Here is a 13,486-nt window from a genome sequence, read left to right as displayed (position 1 = left end):
GCGAATTAGCCCGCTTTTTTGTTGGGTCATTCATCGGAAAATAGACCATTCGGTGGGGAAGTTTTTGCAATTGAGTAATTATTCAGCATAATAAAAAGTTAAGTGACTGGTCTATCACAAGTCTCCATTTAAGGAATAAATGGACAATAACATCAAAGCCAGTTCTCAGGAATAAATATAAGAGAGATGCAGAGCATCTGATAAAAGGAAGGTCGAGATGACTCAATTCACCCAGGCTAAGTTATTCCGCCAGAGTTGCTTAGCAGCCGCAGTCAGCATGTTTGCTGCACCATCTGTTTATGCGCTTCAAGATTTATCAGATGAAGCACTTTCAGCCACAACAGGTGAAGGTGTTGCACTCACTTTAGAAAATTTCAAAATGGTCTTTCAAGGGCCAAATGACCGTTCTACGGCTTCTAGTTATGCGTCTGGTATGGTTGATCCAGGGAAAAGCGATACAGGTTTTATTCGGATTATTCCTACAGGTGAAAACTATGAACAATTAGGCCAGCGTGCTTACGATAAAATCTATAAAGCTGCATATGTTGATGCCTATCAGCAAGGCCGAGTTACGGGCTATAACGGTGTTTATGACTCCACTTTCTTAAGTTCTAAAAGCACCTATGAGACCAATAATGCTACACGTATTACCAATGAAACCATAGCAACATATTCAACAGAATATCGTGGCCGATTAGTACAGTCTTATCTTGAATCACCAACGATGAAGGCATATTACGATCAGCGTTATGCAGATTATTATGATGGTTCATCGTCTGGTTTGAAATTAGAAGATGATGGTACAACGAAAGAATCAATTACACCGTGGTTAAAAGAAAAGTCTCAAGCTGCTGCTTTAAAAAATACCTATGAAATGATTGAGTTACTATACGGTAACAATAGTACGGGTAATTTACCTACTGGGTCTACGTTTTATAAAAATTATGTCTCAGGAAAAATTACACGTTCAAATCTTATTGATCCAACAAAAGATGCTCAGTTAAATGCCAAAGCTGCAGAAACCCTCAATCAGTTGGCAACGGACTATGCCAAGCTTGAAGCTCAAAAGGCGAGTGATTCAGCATTAGCAACGGTGAAAAAAAATGCTGAAATTACAGCAAAACAAATTGCCTCGACTGCGACCGTATCGAGCCTCAGATCGAAAGCAGATGTATTTATATATGGCTTAGCCCTGTCCAATAGCAAAGATAAAAATGGAAAAAGTTCATTAGCAACGCGCTATACAGACCAAGGATTTAATTGGGGTACAGCAGAAAACCCATGGCTTTTCCATGCGGGTAATCAAGATGTTGAACAATTTGCGAAAGATAATAAGGGGAATGTTGGTTACTTAGCGATTGAGGCACCATTAAAGAAAATTGCGGCAGATGATGCATCTAACAACATCAAGCTTGGTTTGTGGATGGATGTATTTTCACGGTCGTTGAATTCAAGCAATGTCGTCGATCCGATTACCGGTGCGCCGACTAGCGGCTTAGATAAAGACTATCGTTTACGGACTCAAATTGTTGCGAATGGCCTGAGTTTTAATGGATCACAAGTTCGAATTTTTCAAACCCTAAAATCTACAAATACAAATTACAACCAAACCTTAGGTTTAGCCAGTTTAATTCGTATTAATACCAATGATCGTGCTGAGTCACTGAGTATCAATGATGGAGATTTGGATGCTCGCGGCATGCGTATCAGTACAGCTGCACGCCCTGAATTGGATGATGGAACAGCAGCGACACCAGCGATGGATCGATCTGCAGCTCCAATCTTTCATGAAACTGAAGGTCTATATTTATATAGCCCAAATATCAATTTAGTTTTAGGAAATATGTATCAGCCCTTTATTGTGGGTTCAGAAGGTCGAAATATTATTTTGGAAGTGACACGTATTCCAAATGTACCTTCTATTTACAGTAAAATTTATACTTACTATACGGATATCGCTGGTAATACCACAGGTACATCGGGTTTAACTGCTGCAGACTTTAAAGGTTCAACCTGTAATGTCTATAGTTGTGGCACGGAGTTAAAAGCAAACTCTTCAGATGCGACAGCACTATATCAAGGACGTAATGCAACACACAGTAGCATTGCGATCGGTACAGTAGAGCGCTTGCCTGGTAATCTGTTGAATGCAAAAAGTACGGATACTGCGACAGGTGTGGTGTTTAAAGGTGTCAATGGACAAAGCACGAATTTAGGATCTGTTGCCATAGATGGCGTATTGATTCAGCACTTAAAAATAAGAACAACAGGGCTGTAGGAGAAATCACATGTATAAAATTTTATGCGCTGTTGTTTGTGCTGCACTGACACAAACTCATGCAGGTTTAGTGTCTATGGATAATAGGGAACTTACCGCTGCAACCGGTCAAGGCGGTGCAGATCTCAGTTGGACGCTTTCATTAAACCATCAATACGCCAATGATATGTCGAAAAACAACATTTCTATCATGGATGCGAATGGTAAAACTACTCAGGCTTTTTATGGATATCAATGTTCATCCAATGAGTTTTGTCGCTTAGCTCTTGCACCCAATAATCATGTGGATGCAAATGGTAATAAGAAATGGTTGGTGTTTAAACAGTTTCAAGGAACGTTACAGATCGATCAATTTTCACTAGATGGTGTGACGATTATCAATCGTGAAGGTAATCCACAAACGGCTATGCAGTTGACATTTTATGATGATAAGCCATTAAAAATTAGGAATTTAGGCTTTGCTACGTTGGCGGTGGAAACAGGTACGACAGGTAAGGAAGGTTATGAGAATACCAGTACTTATACGACCTATACCGAAAAGAAAGCTGATGGAACAACTTCAACTTTAGCTGTGCCTGATTTTGATCGTGGTTCAGAACAAGGATTTATGGGTGTTAATGTGCACGGCAACATGCACATGAGTGGAAAGTTAAACATCTTCAGTTTTAACTGCACTGGAAATGGTGCAGGTCGCTGTTAATCAGCTGTGACTGAATATAAGGATATAGTGATGAAAAAAATAACAACTTTAACGGCACTCGCAACCAGTATTTTACTTGCTCAACATGCATATGCTTTTGAAGCGATGACCGATGAAAGCTTGGGTGCAGTTACTGGCCAAGATGGTATTTCGATTACCTATGAAGTTTCTAGAGTCAAAGTTGATCAGTTAAATTGGGTTGACCCAACTGACCAAAATAAGATGAAAATGGGTTTGCACAATGTACAAATAGATGGTGTTGGGCAAAGCACCATTACATCAAAATTAGATTTTGATGTTGGGACTACGGATGCTGGTGTAGGCATGCGTATAGCTGCAAGTGTCAGTCCATTTACGGCTGTTGCACAAAATATTATGCTGCTGTGTCAAGGAACAACGTGCCAAACGCCTACGCAAAATTTAGGTTCACTTACGATTGCAACATCTTCACCTTTAAAAGTATTACTTGAAACCAGCAATGGTCTATTTAACCGTAATGATACGGCGTATATGGAATTTCAATTGCAAAATGCCAGTATTAGTCATGGTATGAATGGACATAGCGTAACCTTAAAGGACTTTAACTTTAACTTTGCTGGTTCAGGTTATATGTATGTTGCAGCTGATGAAGGCATTGTTCTCACCACAAAATCCACAGGGAGCAAAGATCATACGGTCAATTTGGGGCGGGTCAAGGACACATCAGATGTGCATAGCTCACGTAGCGATGCCACAAACCCCGGCGTTAATATCGATCTACGTTACGGTACCGATGGTGGTGCACAGCGGAATTTAATTCGTATGGGAGCATCGGGTGCTGTCACCAATGCACGAGTGGCCTTAAATGCCAATCAAGACGGAATTAAAGATTTTGGTCTAGCAACGAAAGCTTCAGGATATGAGTCTGTTGGTTCAGGTGGTTTACATTTAGGAGTGCGCGCGGATTTTACTTCAAAGGATGATCCGAGTCTTGTTGCAGGTCAAGCACCGACAACCTTAGAAATTGGCCATACGGGTATTGGTAGTTATGCCATTGAATTTTCTAATTTAACGTCTTTAGTTGCTGATAAAAATGCCTATATTGATTTTGGCGATATTTATATCAATACCATTCAAGCCAAAAGCCTTGATTTTCTGGTAAATGATAAATTAAAAGCGACATTAGGCTTAACCAATAATGTTTTAACCCAGAATCTGTCAAATCAAACGGCGGGTGGAAATTTTGCACTTGTGGCGATTCGTGGTATGGATTTTCAGTCCATCGCGCGTACCGCACGATTTATTTCTGATAACTCAATTGCTGCAATTGCAAGTAATGACAACAGTTGGGGGATTGGTATCCCGATTTATAATATGAATGCCAATGTTGCATTATCAGAGAAAAAATACAGTTATAAAAATGCGGCTGAAAAATCAGGTATTGGCTATAACCTTGTAATGAGCACAGATGGTTATGGTGTTGATAAAAAAACAGGAACACCAAGTACAACTTCCATTATTTTGATTGATGGTAAAAAAGGTATTAATGGTCAAGAAGTCAATTATTATGCAGGCTTACGAAACATCAATGCCCTTATTCAATCTGATGGTGTGATTGGTTATGAAAATGATGGCATCTATGTACGTGCAGATAATTTATTGATTGCAGCTAATGCCGAGTTAGCGATTGGTCAACTTCCGGGTTCAACCTATAACTGTGCGACTACAGCTTCTGCCAAATGTGGGACTACAGTACCTTTAGATAATTTCTCTAAACGTGATGATGTGTTGACGAATATTGCGTTTAAACTTGATGGTAAAGGTGAGCTATTTATAGTACCGGGCCTAAATGACAGTGCAGAAAATAATTATTTATCTTTTCGTGGAAGCTTTGAATTTAAAGCATTAACAGATGCTGAAAAGAAAGATCAAAAAGTTATGGGAAGCTATTTAAGTTTGATGAATGAAGATGTAAATGCCAGCGGTGTCGTTTCAGCTTCAAGTATCAATATTAATAAAATGCAGGGCGATCTAGGTTTTGATGCTCGAATTAAAATGAAACAAGATTCGGTAGAGTTTGATAATCAGGTGAAATTCAATCCAACCAATAATATGTCTAAAGCGTTTCGTGCAGAAGTATCGATGTTAACAAATGGCAATATGCAAAAGATGGCGGATATAGCCCTAACCGGTGGAACAATGCGAAGCACCATGGGGATTACTCCACGCTAATAATATTAAATCAATAACAAATAAATAAAATAACGAACAGGGAATTTGTTATGAAAAAGAAGTTAATCAGAGGTTTGATCTTCTCGACATTTGCGATGAGTAGCTTATCTCATGCAATGATGGCTTTAGATGATGAAAGCTTATCAAAAGTTGATGGTCAAGCATTACTCTCCATGGAATATACGCAGGGGTATAATTCTGTGGATGAGAGTGGACAAGCCGTAGACCAATCCAATGTCGGCTTTTATAAGCTTGGTTTAGAAGCTGAAATGGAGCTCAATGCCAATATTAAAAAGCTGCAATTGGGGTGTGGTGGTGCAAATGGCTCAGGTGCTTGTGATATTGATATCGATCATATTTCATTGAGTGGATTGCCTGTAAATAGCAATTATACGTCTGATGAACGTGCGGCAACTTCTGCTTTGTTGACCAATCCTTTTATCGAAATTGCAATTAAAGATCCCAAATCAGCTGCAACTCGTGAAGTGATGGGCTTTCGTCTGAGCGCTGAAAAAATTTCTGGGTTAATGACATTAGGTACAGAAAATAGTAATACACCCAATGGTATCAACACCTTTAGTGGGTATATGAAAACCAAAGCGTCTGCGGGTGTTGCAACAACTGCCGAGCGTGTGATGGACTATGCTTCTACGCAGCAATACATTGAAGGGGCTGTTAAGGGGACATTATTTGGTGCTGAAGTTGATCTACCGCTTCACTACAAATCAGATAATTATTCCTTTAATTTAAAATCAACCACAGCACCTTTTACAATTCCAGCCACTGTCGTGAGCGGGAATAGAATTAAGGATAATATTGCGGTATTAAAAGGCACAGGTACAGTTGATCGTCTAGATTTTAGTGGTCCATTAGAAGCTCAGATCTCTCTACTTGGGTTAAATATTAATTTGAATAAAGACGTAACAGGCTATCTTACTGGACTACAAACCGATATTACGGTAAATCAAAGTTTAGGTTTGATCCATGCACTTTATCTAAATAACCCTGCTTCGTTATCCTTACAAGCTCAAAAAATACTCTGGCCTGGTGCTGCAGTTGCAGCAGAAAGAGGTTGGTGGTTGGCGATGGAAGATGAGGTCGATTTGGGGAGTATTACACCTTCAGATAAAGTGGCGATTACGGATGAAGTGTTGAAACAAACGATCGCTGGAATTAACCATGACTTAAGTACCAATGTTCGTAATTGTGGAGATTTAATCTTTGGTTGTGTTGCAGGTTCGGCTTTAGATGTTAAAGAAATTAAAAACCCGTCATTAATTGATTTCCCATTAAACAATTTAAAACTTTCTGGACAGGAGTTTCGTTCTAACTGCTTCGGCGGGCTGAAATTCTGTTAAGGCTTAAAGTATTTAATATAAAAAAAATCCCGCACTTAGCGGGATTTTTTTATATTTAGCGCAAATTATTTTGCAATTTTCGCTAAAAGGTCTTCTTTACTGAGGTTGCTTGATTCTTCATCACGGCGACCTTTGTACTCAAATGTACCAGCATCCAAACCTTTCTCACCAATAACGATACGGTGTGGAATACCTGTTAACTCGATATCAGAGAATTTAACACCAGGACGTTCATTACGATCATCTAGAAGAACATCATAACCAGCAGCAGTTAATTCTGCATACAGTGCTTCAGCTGCTTCTAACGTGCGCGGTGATTTATGCGCATTCATTGGCACAATAGCAACTTCGAAAGGAGCAATTGCAGACGGCCAAATAATCCCTTTGTCATCGAAGTTTTGTTCAATTGCAGAAGCAACAACACGGGTTACACCAATACCATAGCAACCCATAGTCACAACGAGAGGTTTGCCGTCTTCACCTAAGACTTTACAGCCAAGTGCTTCAGAGTATTTTTGACCCAACTGGAAGATATGACCAACTTCGATACCACGTTTAATCAAGATTGTACCTTGACCGTCTGGAGAAGGGTCACCTTCAACAACATTACGAAGGTCATAAACTTCGGTGTATTGTGCATCACGTTCCCAGTTTACACCTACAGCATGTTTATCGACTTGGTTTGCACCAGCAACAAAGTCTGAAAGTACAGACGCTGCACGGTCAACAATAACTGTAATGCCTTTTTCGGTTAAGCCTTGAGGGCCACAGAAACCAGCCGTTAAACCTAAGTCAGCCAATTGTGCTTCAGTTGCAAAGGCCAATGGAGCAGCAATTAATGGGTGTTTTTCAGCTTTAATTTCATTCAGTTCATGGTCGCCACGTAGGAATAAGGCAACCACTGGCGCAGCTTTACCTTCTTCAGCAACACCTTGAACCAACAATGCTTTTACAGATTGAGCAGGTTTTGATTTAAGGAATTCAGAAACATCAGCTATGGTTTTTTGATTTGGTGTATCAATAATTTCAAGTGCTTTAGTCGGAGCAGCACGTTCACCAACTAGTACGGCTTCAGCCATTTCTACGTTAGCAGCATAATCTGACTCTGTAGAGAATGCGATGTCATCTTCACCGCTAGAAGCAAGTACGTGGAATTCATGAGAACCCGAACCACCAATTGAACCTGTATCCGCTTGAACTGGACGGAAATTTAAACCTAAACGCGTGAAAATCTTGCAGTAAGCTGCATACATGTTGTCATAGGTTTCTTGTAAAGAGGCTTGGTCAACATGGAAAGAATAGGCATCTTTCATGATGAATTCACGTGAACGCATCACACCGAAACGAGGGCGGATTTCGTCACGGAATTTGGTTTGTACTTGGTAGAAGTTTGCAGGCAATTGCTTATAGCTTTTCAACTCATTGCGAGCAAGATCTGTAATCACTTCTTCATGTGTAGGGCCAAGTACAAAGTCATTGTTATGACGGTCTTTAAAACGTAAAAGTTCTGGACCATATTGTACGAAACGACCTGATTCTTCCCATAAAGATGCAGGTTGAGTGACAGGCATCAGGACTTGAAGTGAACCAGCACGATCCATCTCTTCGCGGATAATCGCTTCAACTTTATTTAATACGCGAACGCCCATCGGCAGCCAAGTGTATAAACCTGAAGCCAATTTACGAATCATCCCGGCACGAAGCATAAGCTGATGTGAAATAACTTCAGCATCGTTTGGGGTTTCTCTTAACGTTGCAAATAAAAAGCGACTCGCGCGCATGGAAACTGTCCTAAAAAATTAAGCGTTAAAGTGGAGAGTATACAATAAAAAATGAGGTGAACATTTTCCAAAGTCACCTCATTTTAGATTTTGTCATTATGACATGATTTTTTTGGCCTGACGTGCAAGGAAGTTTCGGAAATCATCCAAATAGGTAAAAATCACTGGAACAACCACGAGTGTCAGTAAGGTAGAGGTAATCACACCACCAATCACGGCATGTGCCATTGGCGCGCTTTGTTCACCGCCTTCACCCAGACCAAGTGCAAGCGGAACCATACCCATCACCATTGCGCTGGTGGTCATTAAAATGGGGCGTAAACGGGTTTTACCTGCTTCAATAATCGCTTCATAACGATTTACCCCATGATCCATGGCTTTTTTAATAAAGTCGATGAGTAGAATTGCGTTCTTTGTCACCAAGCCCATGAGCATAATAATCCCGATAATGGAAAAGAGGTTCATGGTTGAATTAAATAAGAATAGGGCTAAGAACACCCCAATCAATGATAAGGGCAATGACGCCATAATGGCTGCAGGGTGAATGAAGCTATTAAATTGTGAACCCAAAACAATATAAATAAACACAATAGAGAGCGTAATCGCTGTCATTGCATAACCCGCTGATTCAGCCATATCTTTATTGGCACCTTGCGTGACAAAACTATAACCCGGTGGCAAGTCGAAATTTTTCTCAATCTCATTGATTTCGGCTCCAATATCACCCGCGGGACGACCTGCCGTGTTGGCTTCAACCATCACTTCACGTGCCAGATCACGACGGTTAATTTGTGAAGCACCGAGTGTTTCTTCAAAGCTAGCCACACTTGCCAATGGAACCAAGATAGGTAAGCCTGTGGCATCGGTTTTTTGCGATGTGATGTACATGCTTTGAATGTCTGTTGGTAGTCGACGCTGATCTTCAGTGAGACGTAAATTTACATCATAGGTTTCGCCTTTATCATCCTTCCACGTTGTTACATTATCCCCCGCAAGAAGAGGGCGTAACACATTGGCGATCTGATTGACGGATAAACCTAAATCACTGGCTAAAACGCGATTGATATGTACACCTAGCGTCGGTTTAGGTTCTTTAAGCGAGCTTTCTAAGTCGACAATACCTTCGACTTTGGCAACTTCAACCAAGAATCGATCTGAAATGCGTTGTAACTCATCTAAGTCAGGGCCTTTAATCGAGATCATGACCGGCTTTTGACCGCCCGAAACTGTTTCATCAGCTGAGGCAATCGAGGTAATAGTAATTCCTGCCACATGTTTTAAACGGGTACGGAATTCATTGTTGAGATCCGTTAAGGTTTGACTACGCTCTGTACGTGGTGAAACGGTGACACGAATGCTGGCATGGTTTTTACCGCGATCAGTGGCACTATTAATGGCACCATAAGTGGCTTTGACTTCTGGATGCTGGCGAATGATACGATCGACTTGCTTAAGCTTCGCCTGTGAATATTCAAGGGTTGCATCAACGGGTGTTTCAAATTTGATCCGAATTTCACCTTTGTCTGGTACCGGTACAAATTCGGTTCCGATCAGTTTGGATAAACCCAATGCACCAAATAATGATGCGACGGCGATTAAAAGGGTGATGAGACGGAACTTTAAAGCAAGCTTGAGTAATTTTTCATAATGATGGCTTAAGTTATCGAGCTTGCCCGAAATCCAGTTAAAAAAGCGTTTGATTTTGCCGGGCTTTTTATTTGGATCGTGGCGTTCTGCCCAGTGAGCAGACAACATCGGGTCAAGGGTGAAACTCACAAACATCGAAATCAGTACAGCGGTACTAACGGTTACACCGAATTGATAGAAGAAACGCCCAATAATACCGCCCATAAATGCCACAGGTAAAAATACCGCGACAATGGTCAAGGTCGTGGCCAATACAGCTAAACCAATTTCTTTCGTGCCGTCGAGTGCGGCGGTGACATGGTCTTTGCCCATATCGGCATGGCGGACAATATTTTCACGAACCACAATGGCATCATCAATGAGTAGACCGATACTCAGCGAGAGAGCCAGTAGGGTCATCATGTTGATGGTAAAACCAAAAATCCAAACAAAGGTGAGGGTGCCCAGTAGCGAAATCGGTAGGGTTAAACCTGTAATAGCTGTCGAACGAAATGAACCGAGAAATAGCAAAACAATGAAGACTGCAAGTACAGCACCTTCAATAATGGTACGTGCCACATCTTTAATGCTGCCACGAATACCTTTAGATGAATCAACCACAATTTCTGCCGTCGTGCCTTGTGGTAATTGCTGTTGAATTTTACTTAAAGTTTTACGGGTATTATCAACCACCTCAATCACATTAGAGTCCGAACTTCGCAGAATGTCGACAGCAACGGCTGTTTTACCATTCAGATAGGCACTCGACTCCATTTCGGCTTGGCTATCTTCTATCTCGGCAATTTGTTTGAGATAAATCGGCGCGCCATTTTTATTGGCAACCACTAAATCTCCAAAAGAATTTGGGTGAATAACCCGAGATTTAATTTCGACCACCAATTCTGAGTTCTTTTGTTTTAAGGTTCCTCCCGGAACTTCAATATTTTCAGATTTTAGGGTGTTTATAACTTGATCGATCCCAATCCCGAAACTTTGTAATTTTTGCGGATTTACTTGTATTCGAATTTGTCGCTGCGCATCGCCCAATAAATTGACCGTACCTACACCGGGAACTGTTCTGAGCTGTGGCACAATCCGTTGATTGAGATAGGAACTCAAATCACGTAAAGACATGTCCTTTGATTCAAAAACAATCGACATAATCGCACTGGCAGTAGGGTCGTAGCGTTCTACAATGGGGTCATCAATTTCATCACGAAATTGTGCGGTTACCGGTGCAATTTTATCTCGAATATCCTGTGCAGCTACAGAGGATGAGACGTCTAGATTAAATTCGACAATGACCGTGGATAAACCTTCACTGGATTGAGAAATGACTTGCTTGAGGCCTGAAATGGTATTGATCTGATCTTCAAGTTTCTTGGTGATTTCAGATTCGACAGACTCAGGAGAAGCACCCGGATAGTTGGTGTAGACAACAACAAAAGGGAAGTCGACATCAGGAAACTCTTCAACACCCATACGTTGCCAAGATGCGAGTCCTAGTACCATCAGACAGAACATCATCATGATGGTGAAAACAGGATATTTCACACTAATTCGGGTTAACCACATAACAACTGTCCTGCCTTATTCTTTTAATTTTGGCTGATACTTACATCTTGTTTGATATCTGAATCATTAAATTTAATTCGGCTGATCAGATCACTATTTTGTAAGCCCTGAACAATCGCGGTGTTATTGCTATAACTCTGATTCAAAATTTGTACAGGTACTTTGGCAATTTTATTTTGACGTATGACCCAGACATAAGGTTGGTCTTTTAAACTTTGAATGGTGTCGAGTGGAATTTTTTGGCCTGAAATGTTATCTGTACCTAAGATATGACCTTCGACAAAAGCACCAATACTTAATGATGTAATGGTTTCATTTGGGGCTGCAAAAAATTCAATTTGACGACTGGCTTGATCGGCAATCGGTGAAATTCGGCTGATTTGTGCTGTGAGTAAATTGCTATTGCCTTGGATGTTATATTCAATCTTTTGTCCAATTTTCAGCGCTGCCTGCTGATCACTTGGTAATTTGGCTTGAATTTCTAATTGGTCTGGATTGACGATTTCAAAAAGGGTTTGTCCGGCAGCAACCGTTTGTCCCGGTTCAACATCACGTTTGGTAATCACGCCTTGGATAGGACTATAAATGGTGCCGTCTTGATTGGCTTTACGTGCAATATCGACATTGGCTTGTTGGGCACGAACATTTTCCATTTGAGCTTGGTAATCGACACGACTTTGTTCAAACTCTACTTTGGAAATAAAGCCTTGATTCAGCAAACGCTGTTTGCGCTCCATCATTAGTTTGGCTTGATTGGCTTGAGCTTGCGTGGATGCGAGGTTCGCTTGAGATTGAGCAAGACGTGCTGCGTTGTCTTGATTATTTAAATGCACCAACACTTGGCCTTTGCTGACACGTTGTCCGACCTCTGCATTCACATTGGTTGCAGTCGCAGTGACTTGGGCTTGAATACTGCTCTGATTGACTGCCCGAATGGTGCCTGTAAAGGCTGTTTTTGAAATGGCGTTGCCTTGTTCGATCGTCACCAGATCTTGTTGAATCAATTCAATCTTATTTTCTGGTTTTACACTTTGCTGCGGATCTTCTTTTTGACATGCAGCCAAAGTCAGGCTTATGCAAAGCAGGCTAAGCTTTAAAAAAGGGGATGATTGCTGTGCAGATTGCATAATGGTCCTTATATCAGCGGTCTACAAAAGCAATTGAATAACAAGTTTATTCCATCGCTTTTAAACGCGTAATAATTCTGTCGTATTCAGCTTCTGTATTTCGATAGCGAGTTTGTAACGATTGAATGTATTCTTTTTTCGCTACCATATTTTTTTGATTATTATCCAACATTGTTTTTAATTTTGCCGGAACGGTTTCACCTTTTCGAAAATGTTCACGTTCTTGGCGAACAAATAATACACGATCATTTTGTAATTGTTTTAATTGTTCTTGTTCAAACACGATCTGTTTACGTATACCAGTCAGTGCATCACGCTTTTTAATGGCCGCAGTTCGGCTATTGGTATAGGCTTTTTTAAGTTTGATATCTGAAGCTTGCTGACGTGCTTGGGCAGCACGCTGAGGAGCTTGTCTAACGTCCGCTTCAGCATTGTAGGGGCGGTTACGTTTAATCACTTGCATATTTTGATCAAGTGCTTCATAACCATAGCGGATGTGATTTGGTGTCACATTGGTACTGATGTTTGCTATGCCTTTACTGTCATAGTAACGATACCAAGTCGCCTTTTGTGGTTGCTGCGTATTGGTTGGTGCAGCAAATAAAAGCGGGGTATAAGCCAGTAAACATGTCGTCAGAATGACTTTTTTTGAGAAATGTTTAAGGCCAATCAAGTGAATTTTTTTTGTAAACGAACTCAACCTTGTACTCCCCAGTTTAAAGTTGACTAAATTACTTATTTTAAAGTAATAATCTTGCTATAATATGCTTAATTAAGACAATTAAATACTATTCCAAGTTAAAAAAAAATCGTTGGTCATCGGAAAGTGT

8 protein-coding genes are annotated in these 13,486 nt (G+C 40.6%); 4 read left to right on the top strand and 4 right to left on the bottom strand.

Annotated elements, in window-relative coordinates; genetic code table 11:
• Nucleotides 1-217: 217 nt before the first annotated feature.
• From FTU06_RS03305 to FTU06_RS03290, 4 genes are read left to right on the top strand one after another with little or no spacing between them, the layout of a single operon-like run.
• Nucleotides 218-2,278: a hypothetical protein gene (locus FTU06_RS03305; protein WP_180124078.1), complete on the top strand. Its 2,061-nt coding sequence runs from the start codon at nt 218-220 to the stop codon at nt 2,276-2,278.
• 10 nt (nt 2,279-2,288) lie between these two features.
• The gene (locus FTU06_RS03300; protein ID WP_168379306.1) at nt 2,289-2,978 is read left to right on the top strand and encodes a hypothetical protein; all 690 of its coding nucleotides are present in this window, start codon (nt 2,289-2,291) and stop codon (nt 2,976-2,978) included.
• 30 nt (nt 2,979-3,008) lie between these two features.
• Complete coding sequence (locus tag FTU06_RS03295; RefSeq protein ID WP_180144931.1) at nt 3,009-5,189, top strand: DUF6160 family protein; 2,181 nt, start codon at nt 3,009-3,011, stop codon at nt 5,187-5,189.
• A gap of 50 nt (nt 5,190-5,239) precedes the next feature.
• The gene (locus tag FTU06_RS03290; protein ID WP_180009837.1) at nt 5,240-6,547 is read left to right on the top strand and encodes a hypothetical protein; all 1,308 of its coding nucleotides are present in this window, start codon (nt 5,240-5,242) and stop codon (nt 6,545-6,547) included.
• A gap of 65 nt (nt 6,548-6,612) precedes the next feature.
• Here the strand turns inward: FTU06_RS03290 and FTU06_RS03285 are convergent, their stop codons facing one another.
• The 4 genes from FTU06_RS03285 to FTU06_RS03270 form a co-directional block, all read right to left on the bottom strand.
• Entirely contained in the window at nt 6,613-8,328 is a 1,716-nt protein-coding gene (locus FTU06_RS03285; protein WP_180048961.1) for a proline--tRNA ligase, read from the bottom strand.
• Between the two features lie 96 nt (nt 8,329-8,424).
• On the bottom strand, nt 8,425-11,529 hold the full coding sequence (locus FTU06_RS03280) for an efflux RND transporter permease subunit (RefSeq protein ID WP_180007526.1): 3,105 nt from the start codon (nt 11,527-11,529) through the stop codon (nt 8,425-8,427).
• A gap of 23 nt (nt 11,530-11,552) precedes the next feature.
• Nucleotides 11,553-12,656 (bottom strand): efflux RND transporter periplasmic adaptor subunit, encoded by a 1,104-nt coding sequence (locus FTU06_RS03275; RefSeq protein WP_180144928.1) that lies wholly within the window; start codon nt 12,654-12,656, stop codon nt 11,553-11,555.
• A gap of 46 nt (nt 12,657-12,702) precedes the next feature.
• Nucleotides 12,703-13,296, bottom strand: coding sequence for a hypothetical protein (locus FTU06_RS03270; RefSeq protein ID WP_373683064.1), 594 nt, complete (start codon nt 13,294-13,296; stop codon nt 12,703-12,705).
• Between the last annotated feature and the right edge of the window lie 190 nt (nt 13,297-13,486).

Origin of the sequence: Acinetobacter sp. YH12052, from assembly GCF_013419835.1 — a bacterium.
Lineage (GTDB): Bacteria > Pseudomonadota > Gammaproteobacteria > Pseudomonadales > Moraxellaceae > Acinetobacter > Acinetobacter amyesii.
This window is presented reverse-complemented; position numbering and strand designations above follow the sequence as displayed.